Here is a 17589-nt window from a genome sequence, read left to right on the forward strand (position 1 = left end):
ATCAGGCAATGACCGATCACGCCGCTCTCCTCGAGGTCACCGCACTCACGGTGGAATTCCCCGGCGTCAAGGCTCTCGACTCGGTCGGCTTCGATGTTCGTCCCGGTGAAGTGCACGCACTCGTCGGCGAGAACGGTGCGGGAAAATCCACGCTCCTCAAGGTGCTCGGCGGCGTCTACCAGCCCACTTCCGGTTCGATCACGCTCGCCGGTAAGCCGTACTCTCCCTCCAAGCCGCACGACGCGATCGCCGCCGGCATCGCCGTGATCTACCAGGAATTCACGCTCTTCCCCGACCTGACCGTCGCGGAGAACGTCTTCGCCGGGCGTGAACCGCACGGACGGTTCAGCCGCGGCATCCAGTACAAGCAGATGCGCGAGGAATGCAACCGCGTCTTCAAGCTCCTCGACTTCGACGTCGACCCCGACACCCGCCTCGGCGACCTGAGCGTCTCCGAGCAGCAGCTCGTCGAGATCGCCAAGGCCCTCTCGGTCGACGGTCGCGTCATCGTGATGGACGAACCGACTGCAGCCCTCTCGCAGAGCGAGGTGGAGCGCCTGCTCGACATCGTCAAGCGCCTGCGTGACGAGGGCCGCTCGGTCATCTACGTGAGCCACCACCTCGAAGAAGTCTTCGCCGTGGCCGACCGCGCCACAGTGCTGCGCGACGGAACACACGTCGCCACCCTCGACATCGCCGACACCGACCAGGACCAGCTCGTGAAGCTCATGGTCGGCCGCGACGTCAAGTCGGTCTTCGACCGCGACAAGAGCTCGTTCGGCGAGGTCGTGCTCACCGTCGACGGCCTCACCTCCGGCCGCAGCCTGCGCGGCGTCAGCCTCGACGTGCGGGCCGGCGAAGTGCTCGGCATCGGCGGCGTCGCGGGAGCCGGCCAGACCGAGCTCACCCAGGCCATCTTCGGTGCTCTCGCGATCCGCGGCGGCACCATGACCCTCGATGGCGAGCCGTTCGCCCCGACCACACCCGCGCAGGCCATCGCCCGCGGCGTCGGATTCCTGCACGACGACCGCAAGACGTCGGGCATTTTCCCGCACCTCTCCGTCGCCCACAACCTGACCGCGACCATCCTGGAGAAGATTCGAGGATGGGGTGGGCTGCTCTCGCACTCCAGGGAACAGGACGCCTACAACGGCTACCGGGACCGCCTGCGCATCAAGGCGAGCAGCTCCAACCAGCTGATCAGCCAGCTCTCGGGCGGCAACCAGCAGAAGGTACTGCTCGGTCGCGCGCTCGCCCCCGGCGGAAAGCTACTCGTGCTCAACGAGCCGACTCGCGGCGTCGACATCGGCGCCAAGGCGGAGATCCACCAGCTCGTCAACGAACTGACCGCGTCGGGAGTCGCCGTGCTGATGGTATCGAGCGACCTGCCCGAACTCCTCGGCATGAGCGACAGAATCGTTGTGCTCTCGCAGGGAGCGGTCGTCGGTCGCCTCTCCGGCGAGGACCGCACGGAAGAAAATGTCATTGCCTGCGCGACCACCGATCGCCGGATCGGAGTCACCGCATGACCGCCCTTGCCCCGACGAAGAAGAAAACGTCGATCTCCTTCGTCCAGGAAGCGCTGCGCGGCCTGCCGCTCGCGATCCCGCTGGCGCTCGTGGTGATCGGACTCGCTATCGGTGCGCCCGGCTTCCTCAGCCCGACCAACCTCGAGAACGTGCTGTTCGCGGCGAGTGTTCTCGTCATCCCGGGCCTCGCTATGACGCTGTGTATCACCATGGGAGAGTTCGACCTGTCGATCGGATCGACCGTCGCCCTCACCGGTGCCGTCGCCTGTACCGCCATCGCGAGCGGCATGGGAACCGGCGTCGGACTGATCCTCGCCCTGCTCGTCGGTGCGATCGTCGGATTGCTCAACGGCCTCATCATCACCAAGCTGGGCGTGACGCCGTTCATCGCCACCCTCGCAACGCTCGTCATCGTGCGCGGTGTCGCCCAGGCGTTCACCAACGGCCGCGACGTCATCGTCAGCGACCCGATCCTCAAGTACTTCGCCTCGGGCCGCCCCCTCGGCATCCCGTTCCCGATCCTGCTCGCGATCGTCGCCCTCATCTTCATGCTGTGGCTGACCTACCGAACCCGCTTCGGTCGCTGGGTCGCAGCCATCGGCAGCAACCGGGATGCCGCTCGCCTCTCCGGACTCCCGGTCGACCGCATCCGCATCCTCGTCTACGTGATCATCGGCATCGCCGGCGCGCTCTGGGGAATCATGATCTCGGCGCAGCTGCAGAAGGGCTCCGGCCAGCTCGGTGTCGGCTTCGAGCTCGACGCCATCACGATCGTCGTGATCGGCGGAACCAGCCTGCTCGGCGGTCGCGCCTCGGTCGTCGGAACAGTGCTCGGCGCGCTGCTCATCGAGACCATCAGCAACGGTCTCAACCTGCTCAACGTGCCGCCCGCCTACCAGCGCATCAGCATCGGCATCCTGCTGGTCGGCGCACTCGCCATCCAGGCCATCCGTCGCAAAGTCCCCGTGGAGGCACTCGATGACAAACACTGACACCGCGATGCTCGCCGCCTCGATTCAGCCGCCGGCGCAGAAGAAGGGCTTCAATTTCGGAGCGTTCTGGGACAGCTGGGGCATTGCCTCGGTTCTCGTAGTGCTCGTGATCGTGGCCGTCATCCTCGAGCCGGACTTTCTCTCGATCGGCAACGTGCAGTCGATCCTGCGCGAGAGCGCCTACCTCGGCATCGTGGCCTGCGCCATGACCTTTGCCATCATGAACGGCACCTTCGACCTCTCGGTCGGTGGCCAGCTCGCCCTGGTGAGCGTGGTGACCCTCTTCGCCTACGGCGTCGGCGGAACCCCGCTCGCCCTCGCCGCTGCGATCGGAACCGGCATCGCCTGCGGTCTCGTCAACGGCGCGCTCGTCACGGCGCTGCGCGTGCCGCCCTTCGTCGCGACGCTCGGCATGCTCTTCGTCTTCCGCGGCATCGCGTACGTGCTCACCCAGAACGGGCCGGCCGTGCTTCCCTACTCCGAGGTCAAGTCGCCGTTCGCCCAGATCGGCAGCCTCAACGTGGCCGGTATCCCGCTCACCTTCATCATCATGGTGATCGTGTTCGGCGTCGGCTACGTGGTGCTGCGCCGCACCGGCACCGGCCGCAAGGTCATCGCCTTCGGCTCATCGCCGCTCGCGGCGAAGTTCAGCGGCATCTCGGCCGCGAAGATCCGCCTGTTCGTGTTCGTCATTCTCGGCCTCTCGGTCGGAATTGCGACGCTCACCTACATCACTCGCGTCTGGACAGCCGATGGATCGGCCCAGGACGGCTTCGAGCTGCGCGTCATCACGGCGGCGGTTCTCGGCGGCGCAAGCCTGCAGGGCGGAAAGGGCTCCCTCGTCGGCACCTTCTCGGCCGTGCTGCTCGTCTCGGTGCTCAACGACCTGCTCGTGAGCATGGGCGTCGGAGCGTCGTACCAGCGAATCATTTTGGGCTGTGTACTCATCGTTGCGCTCGCCATCGACGGCCTGCGCACGAAGTTCCCCGGCTCGTCAGCACTTCGGAAGGCACTGAGCTTCCGAAACAAGAGGATGGCGACCGCAGGCTGACCCCCGTGGCTGGCCATCACCCGTTCTTCCCTCGCACCCCACGCAGTACCAACGAAAGGCAGTTGCAATGAAGCACACCAAGATGTGGCTGATGGCGGGAGCCATCACCGCGACAGCAGCACTCGCACTCACCGGTTGTAGCACCGGCGACGCCCCCGCTGGCGGCGACGGCGAGACCAAGACCGACATCACCGTCGGCTTCTCGGTCTACGACATGCAGTACGAGTTCTTCCAGGAGATGGAAGCCGGCACCAAGGCAGCGGTCGAGGCCAACGGCTGGGACTACGTTCTCCACGACGAGAAGAGCGACGAGAACGAAATGGTCACCGGAGCCCAGGCTCTCCTCGACCAGGGCGTCGACGTGCTGATCATCAGCCCCTTCAAGCCCGACGCACTCGGCCCGATCATCGCCAAGGCGCAGGAGCTCGGCGTTCCGGTCATCGTCGATGACATCGGTGGTGGCGGCACCCCGTACGACGCCATCGTCGTCTCGGACAACAAGGATGGTGGCGTCCAGGCCGCCGACTTCATCGACGCTCAGGTCAAGGAACTCGGCCTCGCCTCGAAGAAGGTCGTCTCGATCACCTGCGAGCCGTCCGCCGTCTACGCCGCACAGCGCAACATCGGCTTCGTCGAGCAGATCGAGTCGCTCGGCTACGAGGTCGTCACCGAGCTCTCCGGTAACTCCAAGGCAGAAGAGGCCTACACGATCATGAAGGACGCTCTCGCGAAGGACCCCGACATCGCCGGCGTCTTCGCGTGCAACGACCCGATGGCCGTCGCAGCTGCGAACGCGATCACCGACGCGGGCAAGAACCCGACGAAGGACATCGTCACGGTCGGTTACAACGGCGACGGCGAGGCCCTCACGGCCATCGACGCTGACGGCCTCTCGGCAACCGTTGCCCAGGACCCCAAGGGAATGGGAACGCTGACCGTCGAGCTCGCCAAGAAGCTGCTCGACAAGGAGGACATCGAGTTCGGTAACGCCGACGAGCGCGAGGTCTACCAGCCCGTCACGCTGATCACCAAGGCGAACGTTGCTGACTTCCTCAAGTAACTAGGACACCTGCCTCGGGGATCGGCTCACGCCGGTCCCCGAGGTTTTACCCCTGTTTTGTAACGTTTCATAGCGGTCACGCTCCACCCCTGATCAATGACGATTGGACCCCCGATGAAGACCTCGCGCCTCCCCGCGCTCGCGCTGGCGATGATTCTCGCGCTGACCGGTGCCGTCACGACCGCCCTGCCCGCCGTAGCGGCAGACGTCGTCACCCTCTCCGGCCTCGCCGTCGAGAAGAAGGTCGAGCCGGTCGGCATCGACGTCGAGAAGCCGCGCTTCTCGTGGATCACGAGCTCCACGACCCGCGACATCTCGCAGGAGTCGTACCGACTGCGGGTGTCCGAGAACGCCGACGCGACCGGCGGGTGGGACAGCGGTGTGGTCGCATCCGACGCCTCTGCGAATGTCGAGTACACGGGCCCGGCCCTCGACCCCGCGACCCGCTACTCGTGGCGGGTGGACGTCGTCACCAGCGCTGGAGCCGCGACCGCGACATCCGAATTCCGCACCGGGCTGTACGACGCGGCCGACTGGCAGAACAGCGCCTGGATCGGCAACGACCGCGTGCAGGAGACCGCCGCGGTGAGCGCCAACCTCACCGGCGCGAGCTGGATCCACCCGCCCTACACCGGATCGAACACGCCGCCCGGCTACTTCCGCAAGGCGTTCACCCTGACCGCGGGCAAGACCGTCGAGTCGGCCGAGCTTGTCATGGCCGCCGATTCGGGTTTCGCCGCCTTCCTCAACGGCACACAGGTCTCCTCGCGCCCCGCGACCGCCGACGCGTGGAAGCTCGCCGCCCGCACCGCCGTGCAGGTGCAGCCCGGCGCGAACCAGTTCGCTGTGCGCCTCAACAACTCGGCCAAGACCTATGGCGCCGTCGTCGGCAAGCTGACGATCCTGTTCACCGACGGCAGCACCCAGACCGTGTCGACCGACGCGACCTGGTCGTCTTCCCAGACCGCGACCTCGGGATGGCACCTCTCGAGTTTTGCGCAGAGCGGCTGGGTCGCGGCTGCCGCGCGTGCCGTCTACGGCGCGGGCCCGTGGGGTGCGCAGGTCGTCGTTCCGGCCGTCGCGACCCCCGACACCGGGCTGAATCTCGACACCGCGTCATGGATCCTGGCGGGCGCGGGCAGCACGAACCCCGTGCCGTCCACGCTGTTCCGCAAGGTCATTCCGGTCTCGACGACGAAGCAGGTCGCGTGGGCGCAGCTCGCTGTCTCGGGCGACCAGGTCGTCGACACCTACTGGAACGGCGAGCTCGTTGCCCAGAACCTCGGCACGAATGACGAGTGGCAGACCGCAGACGTCGTGAACGTCGCGGCGCGCGGCGGCGACAACGTTCTCGCGATCGCCCTCACCACACCGGGCAACGCGCCCTACGGCGGAGTGCTGGCCCGCGTGCGCATCGGCTACACAGACGGCACCTCGACAGAGGCGATGACCGACACCGGCTTCCTCTCGAAGCTCGGTTCGCTCGCCACCGCTCCCGCTGGCTGGACCACCGTCGGCTTCGACACCACCGGGTGGACGAACGCCCGCGACATGGGGCTCTACCGCGGTCTCGTCTACGGCGACCGGGTCGCCGTTCCCTCGCTTTCCGCAACGCAGGCCGAGCTCAGCCTCACCGGTTCCAGCTGGATCTGGACCCCCGACAGCAACCCGCCGCCCGGCGAGGATCGCGCCTTCCGCAAAACCATCGACACCCCGCCCGGCAAGACCGCGACGAAGGCGGAGATCATCATCACCGCCGACGACTCGTTCCGTCTCTCGGTGAACGGCCGCCTGGTCGGCTTCACGGAGGGCGCCGTCAACGAGTGGCAGTCCTCGAAGCGCTTCACGACCGACCTCGCGGCGTCCCGCAACGTGTTCGCCGTGCGCACCACGAACGGCCCGGGCTCCGCGGCCGGACTCGTCGCCGCCATCCGCGTGAGCTACTCGGACGGCAGCTCCCAGATCGTGCGCACCGGTGCCGACTGGAAGGGCTCGAAGGTCATCCCGAACGGCTTCGAGGCCACCGGTTTCGATGACTCGGCCTGGGGTGTGAGCGTCGTGCAGGCAGCGTTCGGCTCCGGCCCGTGGGGCACCGGCGTTCGCCCGCCCTCGGCCGACGTCAACCCGGCTCCGCTGCTGCGCAAGCAGTTCGCGGTGACCGGCGCCGTGCGCAACGCAACCCTGTTCTATGCGGCTGGCGGCTACGCCGACTTCCGTGTGAACGGCGCAGCGATCGGCGACGACATCCTCGCCCCCGGATTCACCGACTACGACGACACTGTTCAGTACGCCACGGCCGACCTCACCGACCAGGTCGACCAGGGCGCGAACGCGATCGGCGTCGAGCTCGGCCGCGGCTTCTACGGCATGACCGGCAGCAATGTCTGGAACTGGGAGAAGCCAACCTGGCACGACGAGCCCGTGGTGCGCGCCGTCCTGCGCATCGAGTACTCCGATGGCCGGGTCGAGAATGTGATCACGGATGACTCGTGGTCGATCCATGACGGACCGACGAGGTTCGACGATCTCTACGGCGGTGAGCTCTACGACGCGAGCTTCGAGCAGAACGGCTTCGACACCGTCGGCTTCAACGACGCGAGCTGGGATGACGCGAGCGAGGTTCGCGGGCCGAGGGGCGAACTGGTGAACCAGCGCCAGCAGCCGATCCGGGTGACCGAGGAGATCGCGGCGCAGTCGATGACCGAGCCCACTCCCGGCACCTTCGTGGTCAAGTTCCCGCGCATGCTCGCGGGCAATGTGCGCATCACCGCGGAGGGAGACGCGGGCGATCAGATCCGCTTCCAGTACGGCGAGAAGCTGCGCACCACCGGTCTCGTCAACTTCGACAACAACGGCGGCTTCGGCTCCGGATTCCAGACCGACCGCTTCGTGCTGGCCGGCACGGGTGCGCCCGAGACCTGGCAGGCGAAGTTCTCCTACAAGGGATTCCAGTACATCCAGGTGACCGGCTGGCCGGGGGGAGCAACGCCCCCGCTCAGCGCCTTCACCGCGCTCGTGCTGCACACGGACGCCGCAGAGACGGGCTCGTTCGAGAGCTCCGACGACATCATGAACAAGACCCACCGGGCCGTCGTCGACACCCTGTACAACAACATCCACGGCATCCCGACCGACACCCCCATGTTCGAGAAGAACGGTTGGACGGGTGACGCGGCGGTCGGTGCCGAGATGTTCATGATGAACATCGATACCCACGAACTGTTCGCCAAGTGGATGCGCGACCTGCACGAGTCGCGCAACGCCGCGGGCGCACCCATGGTGATCGCTCCGAGCTCCGCGCAGTGGGGCGACTGGGGTGTGGCCCCGGTCTGGCACTCGGCCTACGTGATGATCCCGTGGTGGCTGTACCAGTACGGCGGCGACAAGCGCGTGATCGAGGAGCAGTACGCCGGGATGAAGGCCTACGTCGACCTCGAGTACGGCCGGTCGCCCGGCGGTATCGCCGACTCGCGCCTCGGCGACTGGGTGAGCCCCGAGGCGAGCCCCGCGGGCAGCAACGCTCCCGAAGACACCAAGGTCTCGGCCACGGCGTACCTCTACGAGATGCTCGTGACGATGCAGAAGACGGCGACCCTCACCGGTCGCACCGCAGATGCCACGCAGTTCGGCGCCCGTGCGGCAGTGGTCAAGGACGCGTTCAACGCGCGCTTCCTCGACGAGGCCGGCGGCTACTACAAGGGGTCCGGCGACCGCGGCTACCGCCAGACGCACAACGTGCTCGCCCTCGCCTTCGACCTGGCGCCCGACGCGGCCATGGCGCAGCGCGTCGCCGACAGCATCGTCGTCGACGTGCGCGCCAAGGGCACAACCCTCAACACCGGTGTGCTCGGCACGAAGTACCTGCTGCCCGTGCTCACGCGCTACGGCCACGAGGACGTCGCCTACGAGCTCGCCGTGCAGACCGCCTACCCGAGCTGGGGCTACCAGATCAACAATGGCGCGACCTCGATGTGGGAGCACTGGTCGACGGAGGCCCGCTCCCTCGGTCACTACTTCCTCGGCACGGTCGACGACTGGTTCTATCACGACGTCGCCGGTATCCGGGCGTCGGAGACCAGCGGCTACCGCGACATCTCCATCGCCCCGAAGATCACCGGCCAGGCGCTGAGCTGGGCGAAGGCAACCACGCAGACGCCGTTCGGCCCGGTCAGCTCCGACTGGCGCACCACCGCGACGGGGCTCAGCCTCGACGTGAACGTGCCGGTAGGTTCGGTCGCCACGGTTCGTGTGCCCGCGAGCAGCATCTACGCGGTCACCGAGGGCGGCACACCACTCGCCGATGCGCCCGGAGTCCGCTCGGCGACCATCGACGGCGCGGATGTCGTGGTGGTCGTGGGCTCCGGTGCCTACGCCTTCTCCGTCAACACGAGTGTCGGTGAGCTCGGGGTCATCCTCGAAAGAATCGACGACCTCGAAGCGACCATCGTCGACCTCGTCGGTAACGGCGAGCTCACGAACGCGCAGCGCAACCGGCTTGTCACTGCTCTGGATGCGCAGCGCGCCCTCGTCTTCGAGGCCATCGCGAAGCTGGGCGATGGCGAGCGGGTGGGCGCCGCGCGCGACGTCGCCAAGCTCGTGACCAGCCTCGACGGCCTGGATGAGAACATCACCGCACTCGACACCTCGACGGCGTCGAAGGACGCGCTCGCCGAAGGCGCGGATGCGATTCGAACGCTCGTCTATACGGTCGTGAGCTCGCTGCTCGGTGTCACCGCTGACGCCTCGCTCGCGCCGGCCGGCGTCAAGCCGGGGGAGTCGACCACCGCCACGGTGCGACTGCAGAACGGCGGCACCGCGGTGCTCGGCGCCGTTTTGCTCGAGGTCACGCCGCCGACCGACGACTGGACCGTCACGCCCTCGGGTGAGCGCAGCATCGCGACGGCCCTCGAGGCGGGAGCGACGGCCTCGGCCGATGTGCGACTGACCTCGCCGGCCGACGCGCTGCCGGGCGCCACGCCTACGACGGCGCACCTCGCCTACGGCTTCGACGGCGTTCGCATCCTCGTGGACGTGCCGGTCGCGACCACGGTGGACTCCGCGCTCACCGTCAGCTCGGCGACCATCGCCCCCACCACCGTGCAGCCGGGCGACGCGGCGACGCTCACCGTGACGCTCGCGAACTCGGGCGCGCAGTCGACGACGGGCTCGCTCGTCACGACCGTTCCCGCGGGCTGGACGACGCCGCTCGCGACGCCGGTAACCCTGGTTCCGGCCGGCGGTACGGTGACCCTGAAGGTGCCCGTGTTCGTTCCGCTCTCCTCGTCGACCGCGTCCCTGGCGGCGCCGATCGAGTTCGACTTCCGCAGCGGCAGCGTGGTGCACGCCACCGGCAGTGTGCCGCTGGCCGTCGCCCTCGCACCGCTCGGCACGAGCTACGACCACGCCGACCTCGGCGAGCCGACCTCGGAGACCGCGCACAACATCGCCGCCTCCGGTGGCCTCGGCAACCGCAACTCGGAGGCGGGGCTCACCCGCCGCTACGCCGGTCACCTGGTCGACTACTCCTCGTTCGAGTTCGACATGACGGTGGAGGCGGGCGAGCCGTTCGTCATCCGCTCGATCGAGACCTACGACCGTTCGCAGACCAAGCGTTACAAGATCTACGTCGACGGCCAAGAGGTGCACCTGCGGCAATTCCCGCACACCACGGGAGCGGGCACCGAGACCTTCGACGTGCTGGTGCCGGCCCGCTACGCGACCGACGGCACGGTGCACCTGAAGTTCGAGACGCAGACCGACCACAGCTTCTACGATCCATCGATCGCGGACGTGTGGACGCTTCCGGTGTCCGCGGACTCCGTCGCGCCGCAGGTCTCTGCGGTGCTCGATCCCGCCTCGCCCGACCGAGCGACCGGCTGGTACCGCGAGGACGGGGTCTCCGTCGAGCTGCTCAGCCGGGACGACCGCAGCGGGGCGCCGGGCATCCGGTACTCGATCGACGGAGCGGCAGTCACCGACTACACGGCTCCGCTGGCGCTGAGTGGTGAAGGCGTGCAGGGCATCGTGTACAGCGCGGTGGATGCCGCAGGCAACCGTTCGGCGAACGCCGAGCTGACCGTGCGCATCGACACGGTTGCACCGGTCACGACCGCCACGCTGGGATCGACCTTCACGGCCGGTATCGCGAAGGGCGCCGGATCGATCGCCTTCGCGGCAACGGACGCGACCTCGGGCCTGAAGCGCACCCAGTACCGTGTGGATGGGGGTGCCTGGACGACCGGGGCGAGCCTCACGCTCTCCGCGATCGGCCAGTACAGCATCGACTACCGCTCGGTGGATGTCGCGGGCAACGTCGAGGCGGAGCGCACGGTCGAAGCAAAGATCATCGCCGTGCCGAACCCGCCGACGACGCCCACCCACCCGACGAACCCGAAGCCGCCGAAGCCCCCCAAGGCGCCCTCGGCGAACCCGGGGACCGGCGGCGGCGGCGGATCGTCGGCGGACGACACCGACGACGAGGAGGTCACCGAACCGACGGCGGAGCCCACGGCCGAGCCGACACCCGCACCGGAGCCGACGACCGACGCGCCCGAGCCGAGCGACCCCGTGGTCGCCGCGCCCGACGCCGACAGCGGCTTCGACCCTGGGCTGATCGCGTGGATCGTCGCCGGTCTCCTGCTGCTGCTCGGCGGTGGTGGAGCGGCGCTGTTCATCGCTCGACGACGCTGATCGCGGGGAGGGCGCCCGACCGGGTGCCCTCCCCGCGTAGGGTCGAGTCATGACCAATAATCAGATCGCGCCCGAGGCCGTGCCGGCACCGCAGCCATACGCCGTGCAGCCGGCGCGCCCCGCCAGTCCGGAAAAGCGCGTGCGTGCGCAGCTCGCCCGCGTCACCGTCGGAGTCGGCGCGTACCTCACGTTCCTCGCGTTCTCCGGCCAGATCTATTCCGTGTTCATCGGCATGATGATTCCCGCCGGCGTCGTCGCTTTTATGATCGTGCAGGTCCTCATCGCCCTGGGTCTGATCGTTCTCGGATTCAGTTTCGCTCCGACGAGCGCGGTCCGACGCCTTCTCGCGATCGGGCTCACGGTCGGCTTCGTGATCCTCGCGTTCGTGCTGGCCGTGACCCGGTTGAAGGGCAGCCCATTCGGTTCGGCGGGCATCCCGATCTCGCTCACCGTGGGCAACGTGACGTTTATGCTCGTGGTTGCGGTGACCGTCGGCTGGCTCATCGTGCGGGAGCGCAACCCGCTCGCCCTGTTGTTCGTGGTGGTGGCCGGCGTCATCCCGCTCGCACAATGGAACATGATGCTAGGCGGTATCGAGTCCGGCATCACGCAGCTGGTGCTGATGTTCATCGGGATTCTCGTGTTCGTGGGCGTCGCGTGGCTCGGTCGCGCGGTGTCCGGGCCCGACAAGCACTGAGCCGGCCACGCCGCCTTCCGCTCCCGAAACAACGCCGCAACATCAGCCGTCTAGGCTGGGCGAATGGGAGACCTGTTCGACGGCTACGGAGCGACTGCTACACGCTCGAGTGGCACGTCCGCGTTCGATGAGATGTTCTCCAAGCCGGGCACCGCGCGAGCTCCGTACAAGGAGATCCACGCGGCGCTCGCCCAGATGACCCAGGACGAGTTGCGTGGTCGCACCGACGCCCTCGCCTCCTCCTACCTCGCCCAGGGTGTCACCTTCGACTTCGCCGGCGAGGAGCGTCCCTTCCCACTCGACGCCGTGCCGCGGGTCATCGCCCAGGCCGAGTGGCTCGAGGTCGAGGCCGGCATCAAGCAGCGCGTGCGTGCTCTCGAGGCTTTCCTCGCCGACATCTACGGCAAGCAGGAGGCGGTTCGGGATGGCGTCATTCCGGCCAAGCTGATCACGTCGTCCAGCCACTTCCACCGCGAGGCCGCGGGCATCGAACCCGCGAACGGCGTGCGCATCCAGGTCAGCGGCATCGACCTCATCCGCGATGAGCAAGGTGGATGGCGCGTGCTCGAGGACAACGTGCGCGTCCCGTCCGGCGTGTCCTACGTCATCTCGAATCGTCGGGTCATGGCGCAGACGCTGCCCGAGCTGTTCGTCTCGATGCGCGTGCGCCCGGTCGGCGACTACCCGCACAAGCTCCTGCAGGCGCTGCGCGCGTCCGCCCCCGATGGCGTGGATGACCCGAATGTCGTGGTGCTCACGCCCGGCGTCTACAACTCGGCCTATTTCGAGCACACGCTGCTCGCGCGGTTGATGGGCGTCGAGCTCGTAGAGGGCCGCGACCTGTTCTGCTCCGGCGGTCGGGTGTTCATGCGCACCACCAGCGGACCGACCCGCGTCGACGTGATCTATCGCCGAGTGGATGACGAGTTCCTAGACCCGCTGCAGTTCCGCGCCGACTCGATGCTCGGCAGCCCGGGCCTGATGCTCGCGGCGCGCCTCGGCAACGTCACCATCGCCAACGCGGTCGGCAACGGCGTCGCCGATGACAAGCTCGTGTACACCTACCTGCCCGAACTCACGAAGTACTACCTCGGTGAGGACCCGATCCTCAAGAACGTCGACACCTGGCGCCTCGAAGATCCGGGCGCCCTCGAGGAGGTGCTCGACCGCCTCGACGAGCTCGTGGTCAAGCCGGTCGACGGCTCCGGGGGCAAGGGCCTCGTTGTGGGACCCGCCGCGTCGAAGGACGAGCTCGAGAAGCTCCGCAAGACGCTCATCAAGGATCCGCGCGGCTGGATCGCCCAGCCCGTTGTGCAGCTTTCGACGATCCCCACGCTGGTCGACGACGGGATGCGGCCGAGGCACGCCGACCTCCGCCCCTTCGCCGTGAACGACGGCAAGGACATCTGGGTGCTCCCCGGTGGGCTGACGCGCGTCGCGCTGCCCGAGGGCGAACTCGTCGTGAACTCCTCGCAGGGTGGCGGCTCGAAGGATACCTGGGTGGTCGGACTCGACCCGCTGCAGGTGTCGCGCCACTCGATCCAGGGCCTCGTCGCCGACCAGGCGTCGAACACCCAGTCGATCCCGATCATCTCTGCCGAGCACCTGCAGGACCACGGACCCGAGGATCGGCCCAAGGGCAACGGCCAGCAGGAGCAGCAGCAGCAAAGCGGTGGAGCTAGGGGCAATCGCGCCAGCGATTGCGCGACCCCAGCTCCGAGGGAGCCTGCGACCGAGGTCGCGTGTGAGGAGCCATCATGCTGAGCCGCATCGCCGAATCACTGTTCTGGATCGGCCGCTACATCGAGCGTTCCGACGGCACGGCCCGCATCCTCGACGTCCACCTGCAGCTGCTGCTCGAGGACCCGTGGATCGAGGAAGACCTCGCCTGCCGGTCCCTGCTGAGCGTGATGGGCTCGGAAGCCCCCGAAGATCAGGTGCTCACCCGCCAGGACGTGCTGAGCATCCTCGCCGTCGACCGGTCCGAACCCGCATCCATCGCCTATTCGCTCGGAGCAGCCCGCGAGAACGCACGCCGCGCTCGCGAGATCGTGTCCACCGAGCTGTGGGAGTGCCTCAACACGACCCGCGCGCGTATGCCGCGCAAGGTGTCGAGCGACAAGGTGCACGAGTTCTTCGGCTGGGTGCGCGAGCGCTCGGCCCTCGCCGTCGGCATCATCGAGTCGGCGACGAGCCGCGACGAGGCCTGGCAGTTCTTCACTCTCGGCCGCTCGATCGAGCGCGCCGACATGACCGCGCGCCTACTCGCCACGCGCTCGCTCACCGAGGCGTCCGGCCCATCGTGGACGACGATCCTGCGCAGCTGCGGCGCATACGAGTCCTACCTGCGCACCTACCGCGGTGTGCCGAGCGCGCGCAACGCCGCCGAGTTCCTGCTGCTCGACCGCCTGTTCCCGCGCAGCATCCTGTTCTCGGTGTCCCGCGCCGAGGCCTGCATGCGTGAGATCGAGCCCCGCGCCGACCGGGTCGGAGTCTCCGACCAGGCCCAGCGCCTGCTCGGGCAGATCCGCTCCGAGCTCGAGTACCGTCCGATCGCCGACATCCTCGACGACCTGCCGCACCACATGGACAATGTGCAGCTCGCCACGAGCGCCGCATCAGAGGCCATCCGCCAGCGCTACTTCCCGACGAACGCCGCGCCGAGCTGGGTGGGAGAGAGCTCATGAACCGCCTTCGCATCCGCCACATGACCGGCTTCCACTACGGCGGGGACGTCACGGCGTCCTACAACGAGGCCCGAATGCTCCCCGTCTCGGCAGACGGCCAGCTCGTGCTGTTCTCGAACCTCGAGATCCTGCCGATCTCCAGCCAGCACACCTACGTCGACTACTGGGGTTCCCGGGTCGCGTCCTTCGAGATCCTCACGCCGCACCATGACCTGTCGCTCACCGCCACGAGCCTCGTGGAGGTGCGTCCACAGGCGCACGCTGAGCTCAAGCTGTCGTGGGACGATCTGACCCGCGCCTCAGAGAGCGCCACCTCCTACATTGAGCAGACCGCGCAGACCCGCCGCACCGCGCCGCCGGATGACGTTCTGGCGATCGCCGCCGAGATCGCCGGACGTGCCGGCTCCCCGTGCGAGGCCGCTCTCGAGATCTGCACGGCGATCGGCGATGCGATGGAGTACATGCACGGCGTCACCGCCGTGACCTCCACCGCGAAGGAGGCCTGGGCGGTGCGCAAGGGCGTCTGCCAGGACATCACGCACATCGCACTCGGCGCCCTGCGCTCGGTCGGAATCCCGGCCCGCTATGTGTCCGGCTACCTGCACCCGAAGCCGTCCGCCGAGATCGGCGAGACGATAGCCGGCGAATCGCACGCCTGGGTGGAGTGGTTCTGCGGCGAGTGGCGCGGCTTCGACCCGACGAACCTGATCGACATCGGCGACCGTCACGTCACGGTCGGCCGCGGTCGCGACTACAACGACGTGCCGCCCCTTCGTGGCGTCTACGCCGGCCCGTACGGCTCCGAGCTCTTCGTCAAGGTGGAGATCACCCGCGAGAGCTAGGTCGCGCGGTCGGTTCGGGATGTCCCACCCTCGAGTTGCGGATAATCGACCTTCGCCCGGCATCCAAGGTCGATTTCCCGAAACTGGATCGATTCAGGGAAGCGGGGAAACGACCCGCGTAACGAGTTACGACGAAAAGTAGCTAGGCCCGTCGCGCGATCGACTCGTCCGTGGCCAGATCCAGTTCCCGCGTGCTGCGATCGTGCACGAGCCGCAGGCGGTAGCCGCGGCGGCGAAGGCGCAGTTTGTGGCTGACGATCATCCAGACCAGGCCGATCAGGCCGGCGATGATCCCGGATGTCCCGCCCACGACTATCGCGAACCTCGGCCCGAACTCGTTCGCAACCCAGCCGATCACCGGCGCCCCGATGGGTGTGCCGCCGAGGAAGATCGCGAGGTATAGCGCCATCACCCGACCGCGCATGATCGGTTTGGTGGTGGTCTGCACCGTACCGTTCGCCGTGGTGAGCAGCGTGATCGACGTGAAGCCGACGAGCACGAGGGCGATTGCGAAACTCTCGTAGGTCGGCATCGCGGCGGCCACGAAGCACGACAGCCCGAACGCTCCGGCCGAGACGAAGACGATGCGCAGGCGCGGCCGCTCCCTCCGCGCGGCGAGCAGTGCGCCGGTGACAGAGCCGATGGCGATCATCGAGGAGAGCAGCCCGAACTCCCCGGCACCGTGGTTGAACTCGACCTTCGCCATGGTCGCGGCGAAGATCGGGAAGTTGAGCCCGAAGGTTCCCACCAGGAACACGATGGCGAACACCACGAGCAGGTCCGCCCGGCGCTTGACGTAGCTGATGCCGGCGCGCAGTTGGCCGGGGCCGCGCGGAGCCCGCGGGGCCGTGCGCAGTTCATCCCGACGCAGCAGCATCATGGCGACGAGGGTCGCCACGAAGGTGAGGGCATTGATGATGAACACCCAGCCCGCGCCGACGACGACGGTGAGGATGCCCGCTGCCGCCGGCCCCACGAGGCGCGCGCCGTTGAACGACGCCGAGTTGAGTGACACCGCATTGGGCAGGTTCTTCTCGGAGACGAGCTCGGAGACGAACGCCTGCCGGGCGGGGGCGTCTATCGCGCTCACGACGCCGAGGGCGAGGGCGAACGCGTAGACGTGCCACAGCTCGGCGACCCCGAGCAGCACGATCACGCCGAGCCCGAGGCCGAGCAGGGCCATCACAACCTGGGTGCCCATCAGCAGCTTGCGGCGGTCGAAGCGGTCCGCGATGAGGCCGGACCACGGAACGAGCAGCAGCTGCGGACCGAGCTGCAGGGCCATGACGATGCCGACCGCGACGGCATCGTTGTCGGTGAGCTCGGTGAGGACTATCCAATCCTGGGCGGTGCGCTGCATCCAGGTGCCGATGTTCGACACAAGAGCACCGGCGAACCAGATGCGGTAGTTGAACCCGGCGAGGGAACGGAACATGGCACTCAACTGTCGGCGAGCTCCCGGAGGATCGGGGCGGCTTCGGCGAGCACGGCGCGCTGGGTCGGGGTGAGCTTCGCGAGGCGGGCGGAGAACCAGGCGTCGCGCTTGCGGCGGGTCTCCTGCACGAGGCTGCGGCCGGCGGGGGTGAGGTCGATGGACACCTTGCGTCCGTCGGTTTCGGAGGCCACTCGGGTCACGAGTTCGAGGGCGACGAGGGCGTTGACGGTGCGGTTCATGGAGGGCGGCGAAACCCGGTCGCGCTCGCTCAACTGGCCGAGTGTCTGCGCGCCGTCGCCGAACAGGTGGAAGAGCACGGAGCGCTGCCCGTCGGTGATCTCATCATCGGTGCGCTCGAATCGCACGCGCCGGGAGAGGCGCTGCACGACGAGTCTCAGCTCCTGCGGAAGATCGTTAGCCATGTTCATTAGCCTAGCTCATTAGCGTTGCTAATGAAATAGGTTGCGACGAATACGAGTAGACAGCTTGCACTCGGTGAGCCCGCTCGGTTACGCTTCGAAAACTGGCAGTTCGATGAAACGATTCATTAACCCAATCGTTTATCCACACTTCAATCTCCCAGGCCCCATTTCAGCGTCGAAATAG

General features: G+C 67.6%; 11 protein-coding genes. 9 read left to right on the forward strand and 2 right to left on the reverse strand.

Annotated features, from left to right (window positions below; all coding sequences use genetic code 11):
- Nucleotides 1-8 precede the first annotated feature (8 nt).
- The 9 genes from EYE40_RS13120 (at nt 9) to EYE40_RS13160 (ending at nt 15548) form a co-directional block, all read left to right on the forward strand.
- The gene (locus EYE40_RS13120; RefSeq protein WP_130982366.1) at nt 9-1529 is read left to right on the forward strand and encodes a sugar ABC transporter ATP-binding protein; all 1521 of its coding nucleotides are present in this window, start codon (nt 9-11) and stop codon (nt 1527-1529) included.
- On the forward strand, nt 1526-2521 hold the full coding sequence (locus EYE40_RS13125; protein WP_130982367.1) for an ABC transporter permease: 996 nt from the start codon (nt 1526-1528) through the stop codon (nt 2519-2521). Before EYE40_RS13120 ends, EYE40_RS13125 begins: the two co-directional genes overlap by 4 nt.
- A complete protein-coding gene (locus EYE40_RS13130; RefSeq protein WP_130982368.1) occupies nt 2508-3572 on the forward strand; it encodes an ABC transporter permease in 1065 nt (354 codons plus the stop codon). The genes EYE40_RS13125 and EYE40_RS13130 overlap by 14 nt, the downstream gene beginning before the upstream one ends.
- A gap of 67 nt (nt 3573-3639) precedes the next feature.
- Nucleotides 3640-4632, forward strand: coding sequence for a substrate-binding domain-containing protein (locus EYE40_RS13135; RefSeq protein WP_130982369.1), 993 nt, complete (start codon nt 3640-3642; stop codon nt 4630-4632).
- Nucleotides 4633-4728: 96 nt separating this feature from the next.
- Entirely contained in the window at nt 4729-11322 is a 6594-nt protein-coding gene (locus EYE40_RS13140; RefSeq protein ID WP_130982370.1) for a family 78 glycoside hydrolase catalytic domain, read from the forward strand.
- 49 nt (nt 11323-11371) lie between these two features.
- On the forward strand, nt 11372-12019 hold the full coding sequence (locus EYE40_RS13145) for a hypothetical protein (RefSeq protein ID WP_130982371.1): 648 nt from the start codon (nt 11372-11374) through the stop codon (nt 12017-12019).
- A 63-nt stretch (nt 12020-12082) separates the two neighbouring features.
- Nucleotides 12083-13783: a circularly permuted type 2 ATP-grasp protein gene (locus tag EYE40_RS13150; protein WP_130982372.1), complete on the forward strand. Its 1701-nt coding sequence runs from the start codon at nt 12083-12085 to the stop codon at nt 13781-13783.
- Complete coding sequence (locus tag EYE40_RS13155) at nt 13777-14706, forward strand: alpha-E domain-containing protein (protein WP_130982373.1); 930 nt, start codon at nt 13777-13779, stop codon at nt 14704-14706. The genes EYE40_RS13150 and EYE40_RS13155 overlap by 7 nt, the downstream gene beginning before the upstream one ends.
- A complete protein-coding gene (locus tag EYE40_RS13160; RefSeq protein WP_130982374.1) occupies nt 14703-15548 on the forward strand; it encodes a transglutaminase family protein in 846 nt (281 codons plus the stop codon). The genes EYE40_RS13155 and EYE40_RS13160 overlap by 4 nt, the downstream gene beginning before the upstream one ends.
- A 142-nt stretch (nt 15549-15690) precedes the next feature.
- Here EYE40_RS13160 and EYE40_RS13165 read toward each other — a convergent pair whose 3' ends face one another.
- Both EYE40_RS13165 and EYE40_RS13170 read right to left on the reverse strand, forming a co-directional pair.
- Nucleotides 15691-16983 carry an MFS transporter gene (locus EYE40_RS13165; protein ID WP_130982375.1) on the reverse strand — a complete coding sequence of 431 codons (1293 nt, stop codon included), beginning with the start codon at nt 16981-16983 and terminating at the stop codon, nt 15691-15693.
- A gap of 5 nt (nt 16984-16988) precedes the next feature.
- Nucleotides 16989-17405, reverse strand: a complete 417-nt coding sequence (locus tag EYE40_RS13170; RefSeq protein WP_240034816.1) for a MarR family winged helix-turn-helix transcriptional regulator — start codon at nt 17403-17405, stop codon at nt 16989-16991.
- Nucleotides 17406-17589: the final 184 nt, after the last annotated feature.

The sequence above is a fragment of the Glaciihabitans arcticus genome (assembly GCF_004310685.1).
GTDB lineage: Bacteria > Actinomycetota > Actinomycetes > Actinomycetales > Microbacteriaceae > Conyzicola > Conyzicola arctica.

Coding starts and splice junctions, on each gene's coding strand:
- EYE40_RS13120 (WP_130982366.1), top strand. CDS start 9: ATGACCGATCACGCCGCTCTCCTCGAGGTCACCGCACTCACGGTGGAA.
- EYE40_RS13125 (WP_130982367.1), top strand. CDS start 1,526: ATGACCGCCCTTGCCCCGACGAAGAAGAAAACGTCGATCTCCTTCGTC.
- EYE40_RS13130 (WP_130982368.1), top strand. CDS start 2,508: ATGACAAACACTGACACCGCGATGCTCGCCGCCTCGATTCAGCCGCCG.
- EYE40_RS13135 (WP_130982369.1), top strand. CDS start 3,640: ATGAAGCACACCAAGATGTGGCTGATGGCGGGAGCCATCACCGCGACA.
- EYE40_RS13140 (WP_130982370.1), top strand. CDS start 4,729: ATGACGATTGGACCCCCGATGAAGACCTCGCGCCTCCCCGCGCTCGCG.
- EYE40_RS13145 (WP_130982371.1), top strand. CDS start 11,372: ATGACCAATAATCAGATCGCGCCCGAGGCCGTGCCGGCACCGCAGCCA.
- EYE40_RS13150 (WP_130982372.1), top strand. CDS start 12,083: ATGGGAGACCTGTTCGACGGCTACGGAGCGACTGCTACACGCTCGAGT.
- EYE40_RS13155 (WP_130982373.1), top strand. CDS start 13,777: ATGCTGAGCCGCATCGCCGAATCACTGTTCTGGATCGGCCGCTACATC.
- EYE40_RS13160 (WP_130982374.1), top strand. CDS start 14,703: ATGAACCGCCTTCGCATCCGCCACATGACCGGCTTCCACTACGGCGGG.
- EYE40_RS13165 (WP_130982375.1), bottom strand. CDS start 16,983: ATGTTCCGTTCCCTCGCCGGGTTCAACTACCGCATCTGGTTCGCCGGT.
- EYE40_RS13170 (WP_240034816.1), bottom strand. CDS start 17,405: ATGGCTAACGATCTTCCGCAGGAGCTGAGACTCGTCGTGCAGCGCCTC.